The organism is Nocardia puris, from assembly GCF_036051655.1.
Taxonomy (GTDB): Bacteria; Actinomycetota; Actinomycetes; order Mycobacteriales; family Mycobacteriaceae; genus Nocardia; species Nocardia puris.
In genome coordinates, this window is the sequence record NZ_CP107943.1 from 8,000,496 (window position 1) to 8,024,254 (window position 23,759).

17 protein-coding genes are annotated in these 23,759 nt (G+C 70.9%); 11 read left to right on the plus strand and 6 right to left on the minus strand.

Features of this window, described 5'->3' with window-relative positions:
* The first annotated feature begins 44 nt into the window (after positions 1 to 44).
* Positions 45 to 5,501 carry an ATP-binding protein gene (locus OHB21_RS37100; protein ID WP_067513934.1) on the plus strand — a complete coding sequence of 1,819 codons (5,457 nt, stop codon included), beginning with the start codon at positions 45 to 47 and terminating at the stop codon, positions 5,499 to 5,501.
* Positions 5,502 to 5,633: 132 nt separating this feature from the next.
* Here OHB21_RS37100 and OHB21_RS37105 read toward each other — a convergent pair whose 3' ends face one another.
* Positions 5,634 to 6,494, minus strand: coding sequence for a hypothetical protein (locus tag OHB21_RS37105; RefSeq protein WP_147265740.1), 861 nt, complete (start codon positions 6,492 to 6,494; stop codon positions 5,634 to 5,636).
* A 495-nt stretch (positions 6,495 to 6,989) separates the two neighbouring features.
* Between OHB21_RS37105 and OHB21_RS37110 the strand changes: the two genes are divergently transcribed.
* The 5 genes from OHB21_RS37110 to OHB21_RS37130 are packed head-to-tail and all read left to right on the plus strand — an operon-like array spanning position 6,990 to position 14,106.
* Positions 6,990 to 7,727 carry an ABC transporter ATP-binding protein gene (locus OHB21_RS37110; RefSeq protein ID WP_067513936.1) on the plus strand — a complete coding sequence of 246 codons (738 nt, stop codon included), beginning with the start codon at positions 6,990 to 6,992 and terminating at the stop codon, positions 7,725 to 7,727.
* Positions 7,724 to 10,282 carry an ABC transporter permease gene (locus OHB21_RS37115; RefSeq protein ID WP_147265741.1) on the plus strand — a complete coding sequence of 853 codons (2,559 nt, stop codon included), beginning with the start codon at positions 7,724 to 7,726 and terminating at the stop codon, positions 10,280 to 10,282. The genes OHB21_RS37110 and OHB21_RS37115 overlap by 4 nt, the downstream gene beginning before the upstream one ends.
* Before the next feature lie 13 nt (positions 10,283 to 10,295).
* Positions 10,296 to 11,624, plus strand: coding sequence for a wax ester/triacylglycerol synthase family O-acyltransferase (locus OHB21_RS37120; protein ID WP_084538166.1), 1,329 nt, complete (start codon positions 10,296 to 10,298; stop codon positions 11,622 to 11,624).
* Positions 11,621 to 12,472, plus strand: coding sequence for an SDR family NAD(P)-dependent oxidoreductase (locus tag OHB21_RS37125; RefSeq protein WP_113974952.1), 852 nt, complete (start codon positions 11,621 to 11,623; stop codon positions 12,470 to 12,472). Before OHB21_RS37120 ends, OHB21_RS37125 begins: the two co-directional genes overlap by 4 nt.
* On the plus strand, positions 12,472 to 14,106 hold the full coding sequence (locus OHB21_RS37130) for an SDR family NAD(P)-dependent oxidoreductase (RefSeq protein WP_067514250.1): 1,635 nt from the start codon (positions 12,472 to 12,474) through the stop codon (positions 14,104 to 14,106). The genes OHB21_RS37125 and OHB21_RS37130 overlap by 1 nt, the downstream gene beginning before the upstream one ends.
* A gap of 11 nt (positions 14,107 to 14,117) precedes the next feature.
* Here OHB21_RS37130 and OHB21_RS37135 read toward each other — a convergent pair whose 3' ends face one another.
* Complete coding sequence (locus OHB21_RS37135) at positions 14,118 to 14,981, minus strand: SMP-30/gluconolactonase/LRE family protein (RefSeq protein WP_067514251.1); 864 nt, start codon at positions 14,979 to 14,981, stop codon at positions 14,118 to 14,120.
* Between the two features lie 367 nt (positions 14,982 to 15,348).
* Here OHB21_RS37135 and OHB21_RS37140 point away from each other — a divergent pair, with 367 nt between their 5' ends.
* From OHB21_RS37140 to OHB21_RS37150, 3 genes are read left to right on the plus strand one after another with little or no spacing between them, the layout of a single operon-like run.
* The gene (locus tag OHB21_RS37140; RefSeq protein ID WP_067514252.1) at positions 15,349 to 16,470 is read left to right on the plus strand and encodes an acyl-CoA dehydrogenase family protein; all 1,122 of its coding nucleotides are present in this window, start codon (positions 15,349 to 15,351) and stop codon (positions 16,468 to 16,470) included.
* A gap of 28 nt (positions 16,471 to 16,498) precedes the next feature.
* Entirely contained in the window at positions 16,499 to 18,046 is a 1,548-nt protein-coding gene (locus OHB21_RS37145; protein ID WP_067514253.1) for an acyl-CoA synthetase, read from the plus strand.
* 4 nt (positions 18,047 to 18,050) lie between these two features.
* Complete coding sequence (locus tag OHB21_RS37150; protein WP_067514254.1) at positions 18,051 to 19,241, plus strand: TetR/AcrR family transcriptional regulator; 1,191 nt, start codon at positions 18,051 to 18,053, stop codon at positions 19,239 to 19,241.
* 22 nt (positions 19,242 to 19,263) lie between these two features.
* Here the strand turns inward: OHB21_RS37150 and OHB21_RS37155 are convergent, their stop codons facing one another.
* Complete coding sequence (locus OHB21_RS37155; protein ID WP_113974953.1) at positions 19,264 to 20,379, minus strand: lipase family protein; 1,116 nt, start codon at positions 20,377 to 20,379, stop codon at positions 19,264 to 19,266.
* Positions 20,380 to 20,426: 47 nt separating this feature from the next.
* Here OHB21_RS37155 and OHB21_RS37160 point away from each other — a divergent pair, with 47 nt between their 5' ends.
* Positions 20,427 to 20,576: a hypothetical protein gene (locus tag OHB21_RS37160; protein ID WP_195142787.1), complete on the plus strand. Its 150-nt coding sequence runs from the start codon at positions 20,427 to 20,429 to the stop codon at positions 20,574 to 20,576.
* A gap of 285 nt (positions 20,577 to 20,861) precedes the next feature.
* Positions 20,862 to 22,052, plus strand: coding sequence for an MFS transporter (locus OHB21_RS37165; protein WP_195125961.1), 1,191 nt, complete (start codon positions 20,862 to 20,864; stop codon positions 22,050 to 22,052).
* Between the two features lie 63 nt (positions 22,053 to 22,115).
* Here the strand turns inward: OHB21_RS37165 and OHB21_RS37170 are convergent, their stop codons facing one another.
* The 3 genes from OHB21_RS37170 to OHB21_RS37180 all read right to left on the minus strand — a co-directional run bounded on the left by OHB21_RS37170 (position 22,116) and on the right by OHB21_RS37180 (position 23,693).
* Positions 22,116 to 22,550: a type II toxin-antitoxin system VapC family toxin gene (locus OHB21_RS37170; RefSeq protein ID WP_067514257.1), complete on the minus strand. Its 435-nt coding sequence runs from the start codon at positions 22,548 to 22,550 to the stop codon at positions 22,116 to 22,118.
* A 3-nt stretch (positions 22,551 to 22,553) separates the two neighbouring features.
* The gene (locus OHB21_RS37175) at positions 22,554 to 22,799 is read right to left on the minus strand and encodes a ribbon-helix-helix protein, CopG family (RefSeq protein ID WP_067514258.1); all 246 of its coding nucleotides are present in this window, start codon (positions 22,797 to 22,799) and stop codon (positions 22,554 to 22,556) included.
* A 63-nt stretch (positions 22,800 to 22,862) separates the two neighbouring features.
* The gene (locus tag OHB21_RS37180; RefSeq protein WP_267465396.1) at positions 22,863 to 23,693 is read right to left on the minus strand and encodes a helix-turn-helix domain-containing protein; all 831 of its coding nucleotides are present in this window, start codon (positions 23,691 to 23,693) and stop codon (positions 22,863 to 22,865) included.
* Positions 23,694 to 23,759 lie beyond the last annotated feature (66 nt).

Genomic DNA, 23,759 nt, shown 5'->3' on the forward strand with positions numbered 1-23,759 from the left:
CCTCGCCCGACCGGGCCAGTGCATACGCAGGAAGGAGACGGCGAGTGTTCAGCCGCATCGCCATCGTGAACCGGGGTGAGGCCGCCATGCGCCTCATTCACGCTGTCCGAGATCTGGCCGCGGAGACGGGGCGGCCGATCGAAACCATCGCGCTCCACACCGATGTCGATCGCCACGCCACCTTCGTCCGGGAAGCCGACGTCGCCTACGACCTCGGCCCCGCCGCCGCCCGCCCGTACCTCGATCTCAAAGCGCTCGAGCAGGCGCTGGTCACCACGAAGGCCGACGCCGCGTGGGTCGGCTGGGGCTTCGTCGCCGAGGACCCGGCGTTCGCCGAGCTGTGCGACCAGATCGGCGTCACCTTCGTCGGGCCCAGCCCCGAGGCGATGCGCAAGCTCGGCGACAAGATCGGCGCCAAGCTGATCGCCGAGGAAGTCGGCGTGCCGGTCGCGCCGTGGAGCCGCGGCGCGGTGGACACCGTCGAGGACGCCCTCGCGGCCGCCGAGCGGATCGGCTACCCGCTGATGCTCAAGGCCACCGCCGGTGGCGGCGGGCGCGGCATCCGCGTGATCACCAACGAGGCCGAACTCGTCGACGCCTACGAACGCACCAGGCAGGAGGCGGTGCGTGCGTTCGGCAGCGGCGTGGTCTTCCTGGAGCGGCTGGTCACCGGCGCGCGGCACGTCGAGGTGCAGGTCATCGCCGACGGCCAGGGCACGGCCTGGGCGCTGGGCGTGCGCGACTGCTCGGTGCAGCGGCGCAACCAGAAGATCATCGAGGAGTCGGCCTCGCCGGTGCTCTCCCCCGAGCAGACCGCCGAACTCAAGGCCTCCGCCGAGCGCCTGGCCGTCGCGGTCGACTACCGCGGCGCGGCGACCGTCGAATTCCTCTACCACCCGGGTGAGCGGCTGTTCGCCTTCCTCGAGGTGAACACCCGCCTGCAGGTCGAGCACCCGATCACCGAGTACACCACCGGATTCGATCTGGTCCGCGCCCAGCTGCACGTGGCCTCCGGCGGACGCCTCGAGGGCGAGCCGCCGGCCGAGCGCGGCCACGCCGTGGAGGCCCGCCTCAACGCCGAGGACCCCGACCGCGACTTCGCGCCCGCCCCGGGCCGCATCGCGCGCCTGGATCTGCCCGCGGGCCCCGGCATCCGCGTCGACACCGGCGTCAGCGAGGGCGACACCATCCCCGCCGACTTCGACTCGATGATCGCCAAGATCATCGCCTACGGTCACGACCGCGAGCAGGCGCTGGGCCGGCTGCGCCGCGCGATGGCGCAGACCACCGTCGTCATCGAGGGCGGCGCCACCAACAAGAGCTTCGTGCTCGACCTGCTGAACCAGCCCGAGGTGATCGACGCCAGCGCCGACACCGGCTGGATCGACCGGGTGCGCGGCGAGGGCAGGCTGGTCTCGCAGCGGCACTCCACCGTCGCGCTGGCCGCGGCCGCCATCGACGCCTACGAGGAGGACGAGCGCGCCGAGCGCCACCGCCTGCTGTCCACCGCGTCGGGCGGGCGCCCGCAGGTGCAGCACGAGAGCGGCCGTCCGCGCGATCTCAAGCTGCGCGGCGTGGGCTATCGCGTGCGGGTCGCCCGGATCGGCGCGCACCGGTTCCGGGTCGGCATCGAGGCGGGCGGCGACGTGCGCACGGCCGACGTGGATCTCGAGCGTTTCGACGAGCACACCGGCCAGATCGTCGTCAACGGCACCCGCTACCGCCTGACCACCGCCACCCACGGCCCGATCCACCTGGTCGACATCGACGGTGTGGCGCACCGGATCAGCCGCGACGAGGGCGGCGTCGTCCGCTCGCCCGCGCCCGCGCTGGTGGTCGCCACGCCGCTGGAGGTCGGCGCCGAGGTCGAGGCGGGCGCGCCCGTGCTGGTGCTGGAGTCCATGAAGATGGAGACGGTGCTGCGCGCACCGTTCCGCGCCCGGCTCAAGGAGTGCGCCGTCACCGTCGGCACCCAGGTCGAGACCGGTGCGCCGCTGCTGCGTCTGGAGCCGCTGGCCGAGGACGGCGTGGAGGCCGAGGAGTCGACCGGCGCGGTGGAGCTGGATCTGCCCGCCGAACCCGCGACCGTGCAGCCGCACGAGCGCATCTCGCGCGCGCTGCAGGATCTGCGCAGCCTGCTGCTCGGCTTCGACGTGGACCCGCACGACGACCGTCGCGTGCTCGACGACTACCTGGTGCTGCGCCGCGCCGCGATCGAGGACAACCGCAGGCCGCTGGCCGAGGAGCTGGAACTGCTCCAGGTGTTCGCCGATCTCGCCGAGCTGAGCCGCGACCGGTCCTGGGAGGACGAGGGCGGCCAGAGCCACGTGCACAGCGCCCGCGAGTACTTCCACACCTACTTGCAGAGCCTCGACGTGGAGCGCGCCGGCCTGCCTGAGTCCTACCGGGCCAAGCTGGCGAAGGCACTGGGGCACTACGGCATCGAGGATCTGGACCGCACGCCCGATCTCGAAGGCGCGGTGTTCCGGATCTTCCTCGCTGCCCAGCGACCCTCGGCCACCGTCACGATCGTGACCACGCTGCTGCGCGAATGGCTGGGCGAGCCGGTGCCGGACCGCGCGCTGCAGGAGCCGGTCGGCCTGGCGCTGGAGCGCCTGGTCGCGGCCACGCAGGTGCGGTTCCCGGTGATCGCCGACCTCACCCGAGGCGTGGTGTACGCCTGGTACGGCCAGCCGCTGCTGCGGCGCAACCGCGCCCGCGTCTACACCAACGTGCGCAAGCACCTGAGCCACCTGGACGCGAACCCGGCCGCGCCCGATCGCGCCGAGCGCATCGCCGACATGGTGCGCAGCACCGAGCCGCTGGTGCGCCTGCTCGGCCAGCGCCTGGTGCGCGGCGATCTGGACAACACCGTGATGCTCGAGGTCCTGACCCGCCGCTACTACGGCAACAAGGGCCTGTCCGAGGTGCGCACCCAGCAGGCGGCGGGCACCACGTTCGTCATCGCCGAGCGCCGCGGCACCAGCCTGGTCTCGGCCGCGGTGAGCTTCGACGCCCTCGACACCGCGCTGGCCGGTCTGGCCGAACTGGCCGACGATTCCGCCTCCATCGAAGCCGATATCTACCTGAGCTGGGAGAACCAGCCGGAGGACTTCGACGCGCTGGCGGCGGCGCTGCAGGAGGTGCTGGGCGCGCGGGCGCTGCCCAACCAGGTGCACCGGATCACCACCACCGTCGCGGGCAGCGGCGGCGCGGTGATGCACCACCACTTCACCTTCCGGCCCACCACCACCGGCATGGCCGAGGAGCGCCTGATCCGCGGCCTGCACCCCTACATCGCGCAGCGCATGCAGATGACGCGGCTGCGCAAGTTCGACCTCAAGCGCCTGCCGTCCTCGGACGAAGAGGTCTACCTGTTCCGCTGCGTCGCCAAGGAGAACGCCTCCGACGAGCGACTGGTCGCCTTCACCCAAGTGCGCGACCTGACCGCGCTGCGCGACCACGACGGCAGGTTGCTGGCCCTGCCGACGGCGGAGAGCACCATCGCCGCCTGCCTCGACTCCATCCGCCGCGCGCAGTCGCTGCGCCCGTCGGCCAAGCGGTTCCACACCAACCGCGTCGTCATGTACATCTGGCCGCCGGTGGACATCACGCGCGCCGAACTGGACATGATCGTGGACCGCATCCAGCCGATCACGGCGGGCGCGGGTATCGAGGAGATCCTGCTCATCGCCCGGCATGTGCATCCGAAGACGGGCGAGCTGGTGAAGGTCGCGGTGCGGATCGCCTTCGACGCCACCGGGACCGAGGTCACCATCGGCGAGCGCTCCGACGACGCCGTCGAGCCGATCGACGAGTACCGCCAGAAGGTGCTGCGCGCCAGCAGCCGCAACACCGTCTACCCGTACGAATTGACCGGCTTGCTCGGCGAATTCACCGAGTACGACCTCGACGCCACGCACGCGCTGGTGCCGGTGGACCGGCCGAAGGGACAGAACAAGGCCGCGATCGTCGCGGGCGTGGTCACCACCAGGACGGCGCAGCATCCCGACGGCATCACCCGCGTGGTGCTGCTCGGCGATCCCACCAAATCGCTGGGCGCGCTGTCGGAACCGGAGTGCCGCCGGGTGATCGCCGCGCTGGACCTCGCCCAGCGGATGCAGGTGCCGCTGGAGTGGTACGCGCTGTCCTCGGGCGCGCGGATCTCCATGGAGTCGGGCACCGAGAACATGGACTGGGTGGCGGCCGCGCTCAAGCGGATCGTCGAGTTCACCCAGGACGGCGGCGAGATCAATATCGTGGTCGCGGGCATCAACGTCGGCGCGCAGCCGTACTGGAACGCCGAGGCGACGATGCTCATGCACACCAAGGGCATCCTGGTGATGACGCCGGACTCGGCGATGGTGCTCACCGGCAAGCAGTCGCTGGACTTCTCCGGTGGCGTGTCGGCCGAGGACAACTTCGGCATCGGCGGCTACGACCGTGTGATGGGCCCCAACGGCCAGGCGCAGTACTGGGCGCCGAACCTGACCGCCGCGCGCGACGTGCTGATGTCGCACTACGACCACACCTACGTGGCGCCCGGTGAGCAGACGCCGCGCCGTTCGGAGACCAGCGACCCGATCGACCGCGACGTGTCGAGCTTCCCGCACGTCTCGCCGGACAGCGATTTCACCACCGTCGGCGAGATCTTCTCCGCCACGGCCAATCCCGACCGCAAGAAGCCGTTCGACATCCGCACGGTGATGCGGGCGCTGGCCGACCAGGACCACCCGGTGCTGGAGCGCTGGGCGGGCATGGCCGACGCCGAGACCGCGGTGGTGCAGGACGCGCGCCTGGGCGGAATCCCGGTGTGCCTGTTGGGCATCGAGTCGCGCGGTGTGCCGCGTCGCGGGTTCCCGTCCACCGACGGCCCCGACGTCTACACCGCGGGCACGCTGTTCCCCCGCTCCTCGAAGAAGGCGGCGCGGGCGATCAACACCGCCAGCGGCAACCGGCCGCTCGTGGTGCTGGCGAACCTGTCGGGCTTCGACGGCTCCCCGGAGTCGATGCGCAAGCTCCAGCTGGAGTACGGCGCCGAAATCGGCCGCGCCATCGTCAATTTCCGCGGCCCGATCGTGTTCTGCGTGATCTCCCGCTACCACGGCGGCGCGTTCGTGGTCTTCTCGAAGGCCCTGAACCCGAACATGACGGTGCTGGCGCTGGAAGGCTCGTTCGCCTCGGTGCTCGGCGGCGCGCCCGCCGCGGCCGTGGTGTTCTCCAACGAGGTCGACAAGCGCACCGCCACCGATCCCCGGGTCCGTGAACTGGAGGAGCGCGCGGCGAACGCGTCGGGCACCGAACGGGCCGCGCTCACCGCCGAACTCGACGAGCTGCGCGGTTCGGTGCGGGCCGAGAAGCTCGGCGATGTCGCGGCGGAGTTCGACCGGGTGCACAGCATCCAGCGCGCGGTGGAGGTCGGGTCGGTGGACGCGATCATCCGCGCGGCCGAGCTGCGTCCGCGCATCATCGAGGCGATCGAGACCGGGTTGGCGAAGTAGTACCGGCTCCGTCCAGCGACCGCGCCCGCACGGTGAACTCCGTGCGGGCGCGGTCGTTTTCGTGGCCGTGAACCCGTTTGCCGGGCAAGCCGATACCGGTTCCGCTCCGGAATCGGCTGCGGGACAGCCGATTCAGCAGTTGCTCTCGTCCGGAATGGGGACACCCGGGTCGAAGTACTCCTCCGGATCACGCGCTTCACGGATGGGCGTGACAGCGGGCGGATTGCTGTAATTGGGTGCGAGGAAACCCTTGTCGTGCAGCGAGCAGTTCACCGAGTAGCTGTGCGCGGCGATGTCGCCGTAGTAGATGCCCTGGGAGCCCGCGTCGTACCGCGGGTCCTGCACCCAGATGTAGTCGAACTCCCAGCGGTCGACCGCGACGATGTCCATCGGGCCGTCCAGCACCTTCGGGTAGTCGTGGTGGAACGCGTAGGCGATCAGGAAGTTCGTCCGGATCACCAGATCGCCCTGCTCGTCGATGATCGGCGTCATCGACCCGGCCACGCGCGGGGCGACGGGCAGCAGCCGGTGCCCCGGCGCGATCTTGACCGACACCCACCACGTCTCGGCCTCGTTGCCGGGACGCAGCAGTGCGCGCGCTTCCTCTGCCTGATGCCCGGCCAGCAGCGCCAGCACCGGCTCGGCGTCGTGGGTTCCGAGCACGTGCGGGTTCAGCCGCGCGGCGATGATCAGCTCGCGCACCCTCGCCATCGCCGCGCCGACGTCCTCGGCCGTGAACCGCCCGAGCGGAACCGGCGGCGGCACCACGATCCCCGCTTCCCCCTCCGCCCAGCCTGCGGCGGGGGTGTTCGCGTACGGCTTGGTCGGATCGACCGGCGCGAGTTCCCGCAACGGGCTCGAGGACGCGGACACACCGGAGGACGCGGACTCCCCCATCATCGAAGGCAGCATGATCGCCACGAACGCGACCAGCGCGACGACCGCGAGCGGCACCAGCGTCACCACGAGCACCGTGCCGATCCGCTTGGACATCACCGACTTCCGCCGCTGGGCGCGCAGGAGCCGATCGGTCGACTCGGAATCGAACGGATCGGGTGGAAGTTGGTACATCGATACCCCCGAAAAGCCCTGCCAACCAACCGATACCGATTCTAGGGGCAGGGCCCACCCGCCGCAGGACGGCAGAAGTCAGGGCATCACGGCAGAGATCGACTGTCACCGATTCGTCACTCTCGGCGGCCGGATGTCTAGTGACTCGAGCCAAATTCACCACCCTCTTGTTCTCGTCAGCGTGCAGTGACTCGCCGGGCTCCGTCTGGACATACTCGGGTGATGTGCCCGCGCCCGTCTGATACAGAGCCGTTCACGACGAGCGTTGCGTGGACGGTGTACGGGTCGCACGAATAGTCCGGAGCCGACGCGACATTCCGGCACGGACCACCGAATTCGCGTGCGACGAGGCAAAAAGCAAGAACGGCTGGGTCTTTCGCAGGGCAACAGCCGACGAGTGGGGCGAAGGTGTGAGTGATGGTCGCAGCGACCGAGACGGCGGACGCCATCGACGCGGGCCGGGTGCTGCGGCTGGAGGGAGTCTCCAAGAGTTTCCACCGGGGCGGTGAACTGGTGCGCGCGCTCGCCGAGGTCGACTTCGCCGTCGGGCCCGGCGAGTTCGTGGTCGTCACAGGGCCGTCGGGCGCGGGCAAATCGACGCTCCTGCACGTCGCGGCGGGTCTGGAACCCCCCGACGCCGGGCGGGTGCTGTTCGGCGACGAGGACATCGCCGCGCTGCGCCCGAACCGGCGCGCCGCGTTCCGCCGCCGCCACCTCGGATTCGTCTACCAGTCGTTCAACCTGGTGCCCACCCTGTCGGCGGTGCACAACGTCTCGCTGCCCTTGCTGCTCGACGGTGTGCCGGCCCGAATCGCCGACGCCCGCGCCACCGCCCTGCTCGAGCGCGTTGGCCTGGGTGACCGGACCGGGCATCTGCCCGCCGAACTGTCCGGCGGGCAGATGCAGCGCGTCAGCGTGGCCCGCGCCTTGGTGGCCGAGCCCGCCGTGCTGCTGGCCGACGAACCGACCGGCAACCTCGACACCCGGTCCTCGGAATCTGTTCTGACGCTGCTGCGCGACGTTGCCGACGAGCAAGGCACCGCGGTGGTGATGGTCACCCACGACGCCGCCGCCGTCGAATACGGCACCAGACAGCTGGTTCTCGTCGACGGACGCGCCGAGGAGCGAGCGGCCGCCTGGGGGCTGGGCGAGTGAGGGGACGAATCGGCGCGGCCCTGCGCGTGTTCGGCCGTCTCCATCTCGCGGCCGTACTGCGCGACTGGCGGCGCAACGTGTTCACGGTCGTCGGCGTCGCCGTCGGTGTGACCTTGGTCGTCGCGGTGGTGCAGCTGAATCAGGTGCTGCTGCGCCCGTTCGACGCCTTCGGCCCCGCGTTGGCCGAGGGCGCGGGATCGGAAGTGCTACAAGTCATTCCGTTGGTCGAAGGGCGGCTGCCCGCCGGTGCCGTCGCCGAGGTCGCGGCGGTGCCCGGCGTCGACGCGGTCGTCCCCGTGACCGCCGGGATGACCCAGATCGACCTCGGCGGAGGCGCCGAGGGATTCTTCGTGCTCGGCGCGACCTGCGCGGTCGAACGACTGCTCGGCCCCTTCGACTGCGCGGGCCTCGCCTCGGCGACCAGACTCACGCCGGGACCGGGCCTGCCGCTGGGCATGTCCGAGGACGCGGCCCGCGACCTGGGGCTCACGCCGGGAGCGCCGATCCCGCTGCCCGGCCGGGCCGCCGACGCCGCGCACCTCGGCTGGACGTTCCCCGCGCGCGCACCGCTCGACGGCATGAACGCCGGCCGCGTGCTGCTGGCCACCTCGCCCACCGACGCCGGACGGGTGCTCGGCGCGTCCGACCACCTGACCTCGCTGTTCGTCCTGCCGCACGCGGGCGCCGACCTCTCCGGCGCACTCGCCGCCGCCACCGACGGCATCGCCTCGGTCGGTCCGCCGCGTCCGCAGATCCCCGCGATCTACGCCAGTTCCAAACAGACCCTGGACCTCACCGCGATCGCCGGCCTGCTGATCGGCGTGCTCATCGCCGTCAACACAGTCCTGTTCGGCTTCGAGCGCAGGCGCCGAGTCATGGGCACGATCGGGGTGCTCGGCGCGACGCCGCGCCGCATCCTGGCCGGCTTCCTCGGCGAGGGCGCGCTGCTCGGCGCGGTCGGCGGGCTGCTGGCCGTGCCGACGGGCTATCTGCTCGGCGCGTGGCTCGTCGACCGGTTCGGCCGTTCGGTGCTGTCGGGCTCCGGGGCCGAGCTCGCCCTGGCCTGGGACCGGTCGATCATCGCGCTCGGTGTGGGCGCGGGCGCCGTCTGCGGACTGCTCGCGATGGCGGTGCCCGCCTGGCAGCTGGTCCGCGAAGGACCGCTGGCCTCGGTGGCCGGGTTCGGCGGGGTTCAGGCGCCCCGGCGGGTGTCGTGGTATCCGATGCTCGCCGGTGTCGCGCTGATCGTGCTCGCGATCGTGGTGCTGCGCCGTTTCAACAAGGGCGAGGTGTCGCTGACGGTCGGCAACGCCGGGATCTTCCTCGGCCTGGCCGGATTCACCGCGGCGATGATCTCGCTCACCCCGCGCCTGGTGCGCGTCCTGGTGACGCCCGTCGCGGCCCGCCTGCCCGCGATCGGCAGGCTGGCGCACGGCGACATCCGGCGCTACGCCCTGATGTTCGCCTCCACGGCCGCCATCGCCGCGCTCGGCGCCACCCTGGCCATCGGCGCGCAGACCATGCAGGCCCTGCTCACCGCCGACGTCTCGGGGCACAAGACCGCGGGGTTGCCCACCTCCCTGGTGATCGAGCCGAAGAGCATGCTCGACCAGCGGCCCGCGAGCATCGACGACGCCACCTACGCTCGAATCGAGGAAGCGGCTCGAGGGAATCCGGTCGACGATCAGTGGACGGCCGTCATCCCGTCGCCGACCGAACCCCGGCTCATCGTCGGGGTGACGCCCGGCAGCAGGCAGGCGACCGCCCTGGCCACCCCGCTCGGCGACGCGGACCGGCTCTGGAACGGATTGCGGGCCGGGGAGATCGGGCTCAGCGTGGTCGCCGCCGGACGGCTGGGCGCCGCGGCGGGCGACACGGTCACGCTGCCCACGCCCACCGGCTACGCCGACTTCCGCGTCGCGGGCGTCTTCGACCCGGCGATGTTGTCGGACAGTCCCATCGGCGATGTGGTGCTGGTATCGGGCACGCAGGCCGCGCAGCGCTGGGCGGCGGCCCGCACCCGGGTGGCCGTGCACTTCCCGTCCGCACCGGAGGCCGCGGCGCAGGTGGACACCTTCGCCGCCCTGGGCGAGGGCCTCTCGGTCTACGACAACGACCGCTGGCGCGCGGCGGCGGCCACCGTGGTCCCGCGGTTCTTCGAACCGTTCACCGTCACCGGCTACGTGATCATGGGCATCGCCGGGGTGAGCGTGCTGAACATCTTCCTGCTGGGGTTGGTCCAGCGGCGCCGCGAGCGCGCCGTCGTCCGCGCGCTGGGGGCCACGCCCGGCGTCGAACAGGCCGTCATCGTGGTGCAGGCGGCGCTGCTGGCGGCGGCCTGCGTCGCGGCCGGTCTGGCCGGCGGCTCCGGACTGGTCTACCTGCAAGCGCTGACCTCACCGGTCAATTACGGCGTGCAGGTCGACTGGGGCGCCGTCGGGCGTCCCCTCGTGGTGGTGCCGCTGTGCCTGGTCGCGATGGCCGCGGCCGCCGCGCTGTACCCGGTGCTGCACGCGCGCCGTCTGGAAACCGCCGCCGAACTTCGATCGAACTGACTGAGGAGTCCCAGTGCCCGCGTTCTCTGCCATGGAATCGCTGTTCCTCTTCGCGGAGTCCTCCCGCCTGGCCACCCACGTCGGCGCCGTCCAGATCTTCGAACCACCGCCCGACTCCGGGCCGGATTTCGTTCGCGCCCTGCATGATTCGATGCTGGCCGAAACCGATCTGCTGCCGGTGCTGCGGCGCAAGGGCCGCAGGCCGCTCGGCCGGTTCGTCTGGACCGAGGACCGCGCACCGGATCTGGCCGCGCACGTGCGGCTCACGACGTTGCCCGCGGGCGCCACCGAGGAGACACTGCTGGCGGCGGTGGCCGAGTTGCACGCGCGACGCCTGAACCGGCGCAAACCACTGTGGGAGTTCCACCTCTTCGAGGGCCTGCCCGAGGGACGGTTCGCCGCGTACTTCAAGATCCACCACGCGATCGCCGATGGCGCGACAGTGCAGACCGTGCTGCGGTCCGGGTTGTCCCCCGACCCGGCCGAGCGCGGATCGTCCATGCTGCGGGCCACCGCGCGTCCGCAGCTCGGCCTGGTGCGCGAGGCGCCCACACCGCCCGCCAAAGCCGGAATACGCGTCAGGACAAGACGATTGACGCGCCCCGAACTGGCGAACATCCGCTTTCGCGCGCCGCGCACGATGTTCAACCGGCGCATCAGCGCCCGCCGCGCGATCGCCACCACCACGTGGTCGCTGGACCGGGTGCGCGCCGTGGGCCGAGCCGTCGACGGCACAGTCAACGACGTGGTGCTCGCCGCCTGCGCCGGTGCGCTGCGTTCCTACCTGGATGAACGCGGTGTGCTGCCGGACCGGCCGCTCGTCGCGGCGGTGCCGGTGTCGACCCGGTCGGCGACCGACGACCGTCCGGGCAACGAGGTCGGCGTCGTGCTGGCCGGGCTGGCCACCGACCGCCCGGATCCAGCCGAACGGCTGCGCGCGATCACGGCGAGCACGTCGGCCGCCAAGGCGTTGTTCGCCGAGTTGTCCGAGCCGGAGATCTCCGCGCTGCTCGTGGCCAACGGCGTGGGGCTGCTCGCCCAGGCGGTGCCCGGCGTCACCCGTCTCACGGGCCGGGCCGCGGTCAACCTGTTCGTCTCCGATATCGCCGGACCCGACCAGCCGCATTACTGGCGCGGCGCGCGGCTGGAACGCATCTTCGGGCTGCCGATGCCCAGCGATCACGTGCCGCTGATCCTCGTCGCCTTCGGTCACGCCGGGCGGCTGCACCTCTCGGCGACCTGCTGCCCCGTGGCGGTTCCCGAGGTCGGCCGACTGATCGCCTTGCTGGACAACAGCTTTCACGCGCTCGAAAACCACGCCGAACTCAGGACCGCCGAATGACCCTGCCACCACCCGCTTCCGACGCCACCGCCGTGGTGACCGGTTCCTCGTCCGGGATCGGCGCGGCCATCGCCCGCGCGCTCGCCGCGCGGGGCCACCACGTCAGCCTGGTCGCGCGCCGCGCCGACCGGCTCGCCGACCTCGCGGACCGCATCCGGGCCGAGGGCGGGGCCGCCGACGCGGTCCCGGCCGATCTGACCGATCCCGCCCAGCGCGCCGCCCTGCCCGACCGCGTCGCCGCGCTCGGGCGCACGCCGTCCATCCTCGTCAATAACGCGGGCACCTCGATCATCGGCCCCGCCGTCGAATACGACCCGGCGCGCCAGCTCGCGGTGATCGAGGTCGACGCCGTCGCGGTCGCCGACCTGTGCGTGGGGTTCGTGCCCGGCATGGTGGCGCGCGGGCGCGGCGCGGTGCTCACCGTGTCGTCGACGGCGGCGTTCCAGCCGATGCCCGGCCAGGCCGCCTACAGCGCCGCGAAAGCGTTCGCGCTCACCTACACCCAGGCGCTGGCCGCGGAATTGCGCGGCACCGGCGTCACCGCGACCGTGCTGTGTCCCGGCCCGGTCGCCACCGAGATCGGTGTCCTCGCGGGCATGACGCAGGAGGAGTTCGAACGGTCGATGCCCGCGCCGTTCTGGCTCTCGGCCGAGCAGGTCGCCGAGAGCGGCATCGACGCCGCGGACAAGGGCAAGCTGCTCGTCGTGCCCGGCGCGCCGAATCGCGCGCTCGGCGTCTTCGGCCGGCTCGCGCCCCGCGCCTGGTTGCTGCGTCAGCTCGCCACGGCGAGTCCCGCGATGCGCTCACGTCCCCGGACCGCCTCCGAATACGCCACGAAAGGAATCTGATGAACCGCAAAGTTGTGATGATCACCGGCGCCGCCTCCGGAATGGGCGCGGCGACAGCGAGATACCTCGCCGAACAGGGCGCGATCGTGGAGGGCTCCGACCTCGGACCCGGCACGGACACGGCGATCGAGACCGTCGATGTGCGCGACACCGACGCGGTGACGCGGTGGGTGGAGCAGGTGTACCAGCGCCACGGCCGGATCGACGCCGTGGTCACCTTCGCCGGGTACGGCCTGCACGGCGGTGTCGAGGAGACCACCGCCGACGAGGCCGCCGATCTGCTGGACGTGAACGTCGTCGGCAGCGCCCGCGTGATCCGCGCCGCGCTGCCATACCTGCGCAGGCAGCGCAGCGGCCACGTGGTGCTCGTCGGTTCCGGGTCGGGGATCGTGGCGCAACCATTCGGCGGCTGGTACTCCGCCACCAAGGCCGCGATCGAGAAGCTCGGCGACGCGCTGCGAATGGAGGTGCGCCCCTTCGGAATTCAGGTGTCCGTGCTGAACCCCGGCTGGACGCGCACGTCGATCCTGGACGCGTCCCGTCAGATCGCGCAGCCGATCCCGGCCTACGCCGACGCCCGGCGCGCGGTGGCCGACCGGCTCGCCGGATACCTGTCCCAGGGACAGCCCGCGGAGGCCGTCGCGCGCACCGTCCACGAGGTGCTCGAGACGCCGCGCACCAAGCAGTCGTATCGCGTGGGACGCGATGTGCGCGTGTCGTATTGGCTGCGCAAGGCGGTGCCGCCCGCAGTGCACGAGCGGCTGGTCCGCGGCTACTACGGCATCGGCCGGACCACCGAATCCGGTTGGTCCCTCACCGAAGTGGCCGATCTGGTGGACCCGGCGACCGGGCGCGCGCTCACCGAGATCTCCGACGGCTCGCTGGTCGATCCGGCCGGGGAGGTGGCGATCTCGGTGCTCGACCGCGAGCGCCGCCTCTACCGCGACGAATCCAGTGACCCGCTCTACGAGCGCGTGGTCGACAACGACCGCCTGCGCTTCGCCTACCGGATCTACTCCAAGGCGTATCCGCTGGTCGCCACGCTGGTCTTCTGGTTCGTCTGGAACGGGAAGCTCCGCGAGCTCGGGAAGTTCTACGCGGCGCGCCTGGCCGCCGCCGCGGCGGGCGGGCACACCTTCGTCGAGGTGGGCGTCGGCGACGGCAGCCTCACCGCCTTCGCCACCCGCGGCACGCGCCCCCGCGACCTGCCCCGCATGCTGTTCATCGACCTGTCCCCCGACATGCTGGTGAAGGCCGCCAAGAGGCTGCGCGGCACGCCCCAGTCGGCGTTCCTCGTGCAGGATGTCGCCAAGTTGTCGCTGCGGCCCGGCTCGGTCCACCACCTCGCCTGTTTCGGCGCCCTGCACGTGTTCCCGGACCCGAAGGCCGCGCTCACCGAATTGACCCGCGCGCTCGCACCCGGCGGCGAACTGTCGCTGTCGATCCTCACCAGCCCCGGCGTCCGCTGGAAGGACCGCCTCATCGACCGCTTCGTGGCCACCAACACGATCACCTCGAATTTCACGAGCGAGCAAGTGACCGAACTGATTTCGGCCGCCGGCCTCGAGATCACCGAACTCCGGCACAACGGGCACCAGCTACTCGTCCGCGCGACACCGCGCGAGGACGCCTGAGGGAGGAGTCTTTACGACAGCCGCGCCGCGTCCACGGTGACCGCCTCGACGCGCGCGGTACCCTCGAAGTTGTTCGACATCCGCTCCAGATCCGTTTCGGCGGTGCACAGGTAGAGCGTGCGCCCGTCCGGGCCGCCGAGTGCGCACGAGACCACGAAATGCCCCGGGGTCGCCGTCGCCACCCGGTCGGTCACCGTGCCGTCGGGCGCGATCCGCCGCACCTCACTGCTGAAGGGGCACGTAACCCACACGGCGCCTTCGGCATCCACGCACAGGCCATCGAGGGCGTCGGACTCGAGACTGTCGAACTGTTTGAACACCCGCTGATCGGACAGGCTGCCGTCGGCGGCCACATCGAACGCGCTGATCCGGAAGGCGAAGGTCTCGGCGACGTAGAGCGTCTTGCCGTCGGGCGACAGGCCAACCCCGTTCGGGCAGACGAGCCCAGATCCAGCGGTGTTCACCTCGCCGTCCGGGTGTACGACGATCATCGGCGCGACCTGCGGCTCGGCTCCGCCGAACAGGTCGTAGCCGATCTGGGTGATGTAGGCGCGCCCCTCGGCGTCGACCCACATATCGTTCGCGCCGACCGCGACCGCGGCGAGGTCCGCGACGACCTCGGTGCCGCCGTCGGCGGTGATCCGCCGTAACGCGTTGTCCGCCTGGGTCACGACCAGCACGGTGCCGTCGGGGGCGAACCCGAGGCCGGAGGGTTTGGCGTCGACGGTGGCCGCGACGGTCGCGGTGCCGTCGAGGCCCAGCCGATACACCTTGCCTCGCGGAATGTCGGAGAACCAGAGCTGGTCGTCGTGCCAGCGCGCCCCTTCGAGGTACTGGAAGCCGTCCCGGACCACGGTGGCCGTTTTGACTGTCATGGTGTGTCGTCCTTTCGAATCGTCTCGCCGCGGATCACCCCGGCACATGTAAGTGAATCATTCATAGATCTGTTCCGCAGCTGATTCGGGCATATCGCCAGCATTACACCCCGACACACGGCAGTCTATGTGTATGATCATTCGAGACATGGACAGGATTCGACCGCGCTCTGCGCCGAGGATGCCCGGCGTTGCGTGGCGACGTCGATGAAGACCGCTCCACCGGGTCGACCGCGCCCTGCCGAGCGCGTCGGCCGCCAGAGGATTGGGAGACGAGCATGAGAGAACTGGACGGCGCCGGCCGGACGCCGGTCCGTGGCGGCGGGTTCTCGGCGTGAGCGCCACGACCGAGCACCGATCCCCGTGGATGACAGACGATCTCGACGCGTTGCGCGACCTCGCCCGGTCGTTCTGCGCGAAAGAGGTCGCCCCGTACCAGCGACGCTGGCGTGATCAGCATCGGGTGGACCGTGACGTGTGGACGCGCGGCGGCGCGGCGGGGTTGCTGTGCCTGTCCATCCCCGAGGAATTCGGCGGCGGCGGTGGCACTTTCGCGCACGAGGCGGTCCTGCTCGAAGAGCTCGCCCGCGTCGGCGACACCGCATGGGGCGTCGCCGTGCACAACGTCGTCGTCGCGCACTACCTGCTCGCCTATGGCACCGAGGAACAGCGACGCACCTGGTTGCCCGCGATGGCGTCCGGCGCGGCCGTCGGCGCCATCGCCATGACCGAACCCGGCGCCGGGTCCGACCTCCAGGGCATCGCGACCACCGCGACGCGAGCCGGGGCGGACTACCTGATCCGGGGCGCCAAGACGTTCATCACCAATGCCACCCAGGCCGACCTCGTCCTGGTCGTGGCGCGCACCGACCCCGACGCCGGCTCCCGCGGCATCTCACTGCTGATCGTGGAAACCGATCGCGAGGGATTCCATCGCGGCCGGATCCTGGACAAGATCGGCCAGCGCGGCCAGGACGCCTCCGAACTCTTCTTCGACGACGTGCGCGTCCCGGCGGAGAATCTGCTCGGCGGCGCCGAGGGCGCGGGCTTCGCCCAATTGATGGGTCAGCTACCGAAAGAGCGACTCACCATCGGCGTCACCGCGACGGCCGCCATGGAGACCGCGCTGGCGCACACACTGCGATATACGAAGGACCGAAAGGCGTTCGGCTCCAGCATCTTCGACTTCCAGCACACCAGGTTCACCCTCGCCGAGGCGGCCACCGAGGCGCGCGTCGCGCGGACGTTCGTCGACGACTGCGTACTCCGGCTGCTGCGCGGTGAGCTGGACGGGCCGACCGCGGCGATGGCGAAATGGTGGACCACCGAACGCGCCATGCACGTGATCGACCGGTGCCTGCAACTGCACGGCGGGTACGGGTACATGTCCGAGTACCCGATCTCGCACCTGTGGGTCGACCAGCGCGTGCAGCAGATCTACGGCGGCACCAACCAGATCATGCGGGAGATCATCTCCCGCTCCCTGTAGTCCCGGCGAGCGCACAGGAGCCGAGCCGATGTACCTCACCCGAACCCTGCACAACGCCCTGCAATCCGACCCCGACCGCGAGCTCACCGTGGACGGCACGAGGGTTCGCACCGTCGCCGAGAGCGTCGACCGGATCGCTCGCCTCGCGCGCGGGCTCCACGCCCTCGGGGTGGCGCCGGGCGATCGTGTCGCGATGCTCGGCGTCAACTCCGACAGGTACTTCGAGTATCTTTTCGCCGTTCCGTGGGCCGGTGCGGTGCTCACCCCGATCAACAGCCGATGGAGTCCGGCCGAGGTCGCCTTCGCGCTGGCGGAGTCCGAGGCCCGGGTGTTGCTGATCGACAACGTCTTCCGCGACCACCTGCCGTCGATCCGGGAGTTGTACAACGGGCTGGATCACGTCGTGTACTGCGGCGACGACAACTGCCCCGAGACGACCCTCGCCTACGAAAGCCTCGTCGCCGACAATGATGTCGCCGAGGACGCCCGTCGCGGCGGACAAGATCTGCTCGGCCTCTTCTACACCGGCGGCACCACGGGTGCGCCGAAAGGCGTGATGCTCAGCCACAACAGCGTGCTGACGAACGCCCTCGGCTGCTTCGCCACCGGCGAGTGGCTCACCCAGCGTGGCCGAATGCTCCACGTGGCGCCCATGTTCCACCTCGCGGATCTCTTCTTGCTGATCAGCGGCGCGCTGGCCGAGCACACCCACGTGCTGCTGCCGGGCTTCTCCCCCGAAGGCGTCTTGGACGCGTTCGAGCGGTACCGGATCACCGATGTGCTGCTCGTGCCCACCATGCTCCAGCAGATCGCCGATCATCCCGACGCGAAGGCGTTCGACCTGAGCACCGTCCGCCGTGTCCTGTACGGCACCTCCCCGGTGTCGGAGAGCCTGCTCGAACGCGTCGGAGCGTTGCTGCCGGCCGCCGGTCTCGCGCAGGCGTACGGCATGACAGAACTGGCGCCGGTGGCGACGATCCTGCGCCCGTCCGACCACGAGGACCCCGCCCTGCGCCGATCCGCGGGGCGGCCCGCCCCGCACACCGAGGTCCGCATAGTCGACAACGACGACAACGAGGTACCACGTGGCGTGGTGGGCGAGATAGTCGCACGCGGCGACCACGTGATGCTCGGGTACTGGCGGCGTCCGGACGACACTGCCGCGGCATTGCGTGGCGGCTGGATGCACACCGGTGACGCCGGATACATGGACGAGCGCGGCTATGTATTCGTGGTCGACCGGATCAAGGACATGATCGTGACCGGCGGCGAGAACGTGTACTCCGCCGAAGTGGAGAACGTGCTGTCCCACCACGACGCGGTGGCGGCGTGCGCGGTGATCGGTGTGCCGGACGAACTCTGGGGCGAACGGGTGCACGCCGTCGTCATGTTGCGGCCGGACCGCACCGCGACGGCCGAGCAGCTCCGGGATTTCTGCCGCTCGCGGATCGCCGCCTACAAGGCGCCGCGTAGCGTCGATTTCGTCGAGGCGTTGCCGGTGTCCGGCGCGGGCAAGGTCCTCAAACGCGAGCTGCGCAAGGCGTTCTGGCCCAGCGGCGGCCGACAAGTAGGCTGACGCGGTGACGACGCGATCGGCGCGCCTCGCGCCACCACGGGGGACTCGGCCGCGCAATCGCCGGGACCTCGTCATCGCGGCCGCCACCGATCTGTTCCACCGGCACGGCTACGAGCAGGTGTCCATGAGCGCGGTGGCGGAGGCGGTGAACGTCAGCCCGTCCGCGCTGTACCGGCACTTCTCCAGCAAGCCCGACTTGCTGATCGCCGCGGTGGTTACCGAGATGACACCGTTCCGCCAGGTGTTCGACAGCTGCGCGCAAGCAGACGCCGGTCTGGACGTACTCGTCGACGGACTCGTCGGCGTCGCGGCCGATGTACGGCGCCTCGGCGTGCTCTGGCAGCAGGAAGCCCGCAGTCTGCCACCCGGCGCCTTCGCGGAACTGCGCGCCGAGATACGCCGCACACTCGGCCAACTGGCCGCGATCATCCGGGCGAAGCGGCCGGAGCTGGCGGCGGCGGACGCCGAGCTGCTCGCCGCGAGCACGTGCTCGGCATTGTGCGGCGCCTCGCCACGCAGCCGCGATCTCACCCGTGGCGAGTTCGAGCGCGTCTTCGGGCACATCGCCCGATCGGTCCTCGGCGCGGAACCCGCGACCGCGGCGGACGAGATCGGCGCCGCCGATCACCTGCCCTCGGCCCGCCGGGAGCGTCTACTGTCCGCCGCCGCGAACCTGTTCGGCGCGCGCGGCTACGACACGGTCAGCATGGAGGAGATCGGCGCCGAGGCCGGCGTGGCCGGGCCGACGATCTACCACCACTTCGCCTCGAAACTGGATCTGTTGACCGCGGCTGTGGAACGAAGCATGGAGTGGGTGTGGCGCGATCTCTATCGCGCGCTCGCCGAGGCCGGTGACCACGAACGCGGCACCGCGATTCTGCGCGGGTATCTCGACTTCGTCGATCGTCACGGTGGGTACGCGGCCATACTCGCCACCGAGACCCGGCATCTGCCCGCCGATGTCGGCGACCGCATCCAGCAGAGTCGCCGCGACTACTTCGGCGAATGGCTCGAGCACATTCGCGCGCAGCACGTGGCCATCGGCGAGGCGGAGGCCAGAATCCGGCTCGACGCCGTGCTCGCGGTCGCCGTCGACCTGGCGCGCACACCCCATCTACGCACGCGGCCCGGCGCCTTCGCGACCGTGGAGCGGATCGCCGACGCCGTTCTCTTCGGCCCGTCCACGGCGCCGTAGACCGAGCCGCGGCGAGGAAGAACTACCGTGCGGGCAACACCTTGTGCAGGAACGTGATCGCGTCCGGCAGCGAATCGGCCGTGATCTTCTGGTGGTCGGAGTCGTAGCTGCGGAACTCGTATCGCGTTCCGGCGGCGTCGAATTGGGCCAGCAGGGCCAGGGTGAGCGGGATCGGGACGGTCGTGTCGGGCACGCCGTGCGCCACGAAGATCGGGCGGTCGTAGCCGGCGGTGGGCACCGCCATGTACCGACTGAGCCGGGACGCGAACGGCGGATCACCCAGCGGCCGCGCGAGAATCGACCCAATCGACGCGCCATCCGCGGAATCACCCCATGCGCCAACGCATTTCGTGGCCAGGTCCGCCACCAGCCGCTGCCCGGACGGCGTCAGGTAGTCGCGGACCGGGAAGTCCGGGTCGGCCAGCTGGAGCCCGCCGAGCAGCGCGGCGAGGTTCGGTGTGAGCGCGTTCAGCAGGTCGACCGAGGGCACGTGCGGGCCCGCCAGGGCGAACACGGTCTCGAAGTTCGAGGCGGGCGCCATCGCGACGGTGCCGCGAAAGTCCAGCTCCGGCGCGTAACTCGACGCGAGATGGCCGGCGTTGAGCGCCGCGTGCCCGCCCTGGGACACCCCGGCGACCGCCCACGACGAGGAGAGCGAGTCGTCCGAGCGCACCGCCGCGCGCACGAGGTCGATGGTCGCCGTCGCCTCGGTCCGGGACTGTAGATACGGGTGCGTGGTCTCCGCACCCGGCCCCAAGCCCAGGTAGTCCGGCGTCGCCACGGCATAGCCCGCCGACAGCAGCCGCTCGACTATCCAGCCGTCACCGGCCGCGGCCGACGGCGTGACGCCGCAGGTCGGCCCGAGCCCGGACGTTCCGTGCGCCCACGCCACCACGGGCCACCCGCCGTCGGGGGCGGTGCCGGGCGGCACGAACACGGCGCCCGTCGCCGTGGTCGCCGCGCCGGTCGGGCCCTCGGTGCGATACGAGACGAAGTACGCGTTCTCGAACCCACCCCATCCCGCGGGCTGCGCGCGGTACTCGACCACACCACCGGACTCGGCGACCGCCGCCCCCATCGGCACAGACAGCAACGACACCAGAGCTGCGATTATCACGGCGAATCGGCGAATTGCCATACCCGACACTGTAGATGGCGGTGAGGTGGTGGTGCGGGAGGGTGAGGATGCGTGGGCTGGTGGCGCTGGATGCGGCGGTGGGCGGCCCGACCGTGGCACAGGGGATAGCTGGCGGGACGCCGTGCGGGGCGCAAGGTGCGGCGGTGGGCACCCTCAACCCGGCGCGAGGTGCGGCGGTGGACGCTCCCGCCCGGTGACGCAAGGTTCGGCGGTGGACGCCCACCCGGTGACGCCCGGTACGACAGCAGACGCCCCGCCCGATGACGCGAGGGTGCGGCTGGCGGCCGCCGACCGGTGACGCAAGGCGCAGCGGCAGACACCCCCAACCGGCAGCACCCTGCGACGGCACACTCACCCCGGCGGCGCACGGATACCGCTGACGGCACGCCGACCGGCGCCGCGCAGCGCAACGCTGGCGTTCGAGTCGAGCGCGATGGCGTTTCGGTCGCGTCCCGGCGACGCTCACGGCTGTTGCACCCGGCATGACGACAACGACCCAGCCGGCGATCTCGACGCCGGACGCGACCCGCCGGGCCTGGCCCGCCCTGCTCACCATGTTCCTGGGCAGTTTCACCCTGGTCACCGCCGAGTTCTTGCCGCCAGGCGTGCTGACCACGATGGCCGACGATCTGGGCGTTGCCGAAGGCGTCGTCGGGCTCTCGGTGAGCGCGACGGCCCTCACCGCCCTGCTCACCGCCGTCGGCTTGAGCTCCCTGTTCCCGCGCGTCGACCGCCGCACGCTGCTGGTCGCGCTGACGGTCGGCGCCGCGGTGTCGAACCTCGTGGTGGCACTGGCCCCGAACATCGCGCTGCTGCTGATCGCGCGCCTGCTGCTGGGCGCCGCCGTCGGTGGCTACTGGTCGATGGCGCTGGTGATCGCCGCCCGGCTGGTGCCCGCGGACCGGCTCGGAAGGGCCATGATGATCGTCAACACGGGCACCACGGTCGCGACCGTCGCCGGTGTCCCGCTCGGCGTCCTGCTGAGCACCTTCGCCAGCTGGCGGGTGGTGTTCGTCGTCGCGGCCGCGCTCACCGTCGTCGCCGCCGTCGCGGTCCAGCTGACGCTGCCGCCCGTGCCGCCCACGCCGGGTATCGGCTGGTCGGCGATGGGCGCGGCCCTGCGCGCTCCCGGTGTCGCGCTCGGCCTGCTCAGCGTGCTCGCCGTGATCGGCGGCCACTTCGCCGGCTACACCTACATCCGCCCGGCCCTCACCGAACTGCTCGACGCCGGCCCCACCGCGATCCCGATCCTGCTGGCGCTCTTCGGCATCGGCGGCCTGCTCGGCAACTTCGCCACCGGCGCGCTCGCCGACCGCAGACTCGAACCGCTGCTGCTGGCGGTGCCGCTGGCCATCACCGTGTCGATCCTCGTCATCCTCGCCTCCGGCTCGGTGCCCGCCCTCGCCTACCTGGCCGTATTCGTCTGGGGCGGCGCCTTCGGCGGCATCCTCAACCTCGTCCAGGTGTGGGTCTCCCGCGTCCTGCCCGACCGCGTCGAAGCGGGCAGCGGGCTGGTCGTGGCCGGCTTCCAGCTCGCGATCATCCTCGGCTCGGCGGTCGGCGGCCGCGGCGTCGACGCCATCGGCCTCACCGCCACCTACCTCGCCGCCGCCGTCGCCGCGTTGGTCGGCGGTGTGGTGATCAGGACGTCGCTCTCACGCTCCCGAGGGTGAGAGTTGTTCCGGCTCGGGTCGTTTCGGCGACCCGAGCCGGTGGGCGGGCGGGCGCACCGTCGGTCAGAGATCGTCAGGGAGCACCCGGAAAGCCTTGTGGCTGGTCAGCGGTGCGATCGCTCGGAAGTCCCGCCGATCCAACGTCAGCACGTCCACCGTCTCATATCGTTCGGCCAGCGCCACATTCGTCGCGTCGGTCAAGTCCAAACGCAGTGCGCCATAGCGGTTCTGCACTTTTCTGGCGGTCCGAAGCACCATCGAAGTGATCTCCGGTACCTCGATTCGCCCCGTGCGCTCCTGTGCGAGCAGCCAATCGTTGACGCCGTAGGCCGCTGCGCGGTTGACATTCCGCGTGAGCACATGCTCGATCTCGAGCAACACCAACGGCGACACGACTGTGAGGGCAGCCTGTTGGAGCGCCTTCCGCGCCGGATCGTGCTCGGGATCCGAAGGATTGAATGCTGCGACGAAACCGGACGTGTCACCGATCAGCAGCATCGATCAGCGGCCCTCCGCCTCGATGATCCCGTCGCCGATGGTTCGGTCGATCTCGTCCGCAGAAATAGACCGCCCGAAGTCGACAACCGGAATGTCCCAGTCGTCCTGCCAGCGGCGGCTCCGAATCGCCGCGAGGTGGAACGCCTCACGGAAGAACTCGGATTCGGGCCTCCCTTCTCGTGCCGCAGCCTGCTTGATCAGCTCCAGGTCGTTCTCGTCGACCATAACGGTGGTCTTCTTCAGTGCCATATGGTTATGGTACCTCCACCATATGCGTTGCGCGGAGCAATTCGCCGCCTCGACCAATCCAGGTCAGATGCGGGCGGCGCGCCTCCACTCCGAGGGCGTGACACCCGTATGCCGACGGAACGCGCGCCCGAACGCGGTCTCCGACCGATAGCCGAGCCGCCGCGCGACCACGCCGACCGGTGCGTCGTTCTCGGCGAGAATCCGCTGCGCGTGCTCCACGCGCAGCTTCGCCAGGTACCGGCCCGGCGTGAGCCCGGTCGCCGCCTGAAACCGCGCGGCGAACCCCGAGCGCGACGCCAACGCGACCCGCGCCAGCGCCTCCACGGTCCACCCCCGCCCCGGGTCGGCGTGGATCGCCGCCACCGCCCGCGCGATCCCCGGCTCGTTGACGCGCAACAGCCACCGCTTCGGCGCGCACCCGCGGGTGTACCACGATTCGACCGCCGCCGACGCGACCACGGTGACCACCCGGTCACCCTGCACCCCGCTCGGGTCCGCGCACTCCTGCACCAGATACCGGAACATCGTCGCGGCCAGCGGCGCGTGCCGCCCGAACTCGTGCAGCACCAACCGCTGCGGCAACGCGTCCACGGCGTCCCCCATCGCCACCGGCGTGAGCTGCAACCGCAGCACGATCGCCTCGGTCATCGCGTTCAGCGCGAACCGCTCGTCGCGCGGCACGAACAGAAAATCCCCGCACGCCAGATCCTCGGACTCCGCCAGCCCCTCGACCCGCACCAACCCCTCCACCACCACGAGCGCACTGGGCGCACCCGACAGGTGCTCCCATCCCCCGGCCTCGAACTCCCACACGTCCCGCCCGGCGAACCGCCACCGCTGCGCGGCCAGCACCTCCTCGAGCCCCCGGACACCCACATCTACCTGCGCCAACATGCCCATCCTCATCCTGAACCCCCGACCGATTCACGGTAGCAAGGGGAGGTGGAGTGGGCACGGTGA

Coding starts and splice junctions, on each gene's coding strand:
- OHB21_RS37105 (WP_147265740.1), bottom strand. CDS start 6,494: ATGTCCAAGCGGATCGGCACGGTGCTCGTGGTGACGCTGGTGCCGCTC.
- OHB21_RS37110 (WP_067513936.1), top strand. CDS start 6,990: ATGGTCGCAGCGACCGAGACGGCGGACGCCATCGACGCGGGCCGGGTG.
- OHB21_RS37125 (WP_113974952.1), top strand. CDS start 11,621: ATGACCCTGCCACCACCCGCTTCCGACGCCACCGCCGTGGTGACCGGT.
- OHB21_RS37130 (WP_067514250.1), top strand. CDS start 12,472: ATGAACCGCAAAGTTGTGATGATCACCGGCGCCGCCTCCGGAATGGGC.
- OHB21_RS37135 (WP_067514251.1), bottom strand. CDS start 14,981: ATGACAGTCAAAACGGCCACCGTGGTCCGGGACGGCTTCCAGTACCTC.
- OHB21_RS37140 (WP_067514252.1), top strand. CDS start 15,349: ATGACAGACGATCTCGACGCGTTGCGCGACCTCGCCCGGTCGTTCTGC.
- OHB21_RS37145 (WP_067514253.1), top strand. CDS start 16,499: ATGTACCTCACCCGAACCCTGCACAACGCCCTGCAATCCGACCCCGAC.
- OHB21_RS37155 (WP_113974953.1), bottom strand. CDS start 20,379: ATGGCAATTCGCCGATTCGCCGTGATAATCGCAGCTCTGGTGTCGTTG.
- OHB21_RS37160 (WP_195142787.1), top strand. CDS start 20,427: ATGCGTGGGCTGGTGGCGCTGGATGCGGCGGTGGGCGGCCCGACCGTG.
- OHB21_RS37165 (WP_195125961.1), top strand. CDS start 20,862: ATGACGACAACGACCCAGCCGGCGATCTCGACGCCGGACGCGACCCGC.
- OHB21_RS37170 (WP_067514257.1), bottom strand. CDS start 22,550: ATGCTGCTGATCGGTGACACGTCCGGTTTCGTCGCAGCATTCAATCCT.
- OHB21_RS37175 (WP_067514258.1), bottom strand. CDS start 22,799: ATGGCACTGAAGAAGACCACCGTTATGGTCGACGAGAACGACCTGGAG.
- OHB21_RS37180 (WP_267465396.1), bottom strand. CDS start 23,693: ATGTTGGCGCAGGTAGATGTGGGTGTCCGGGGGCTCGAGGAGGTGCTG.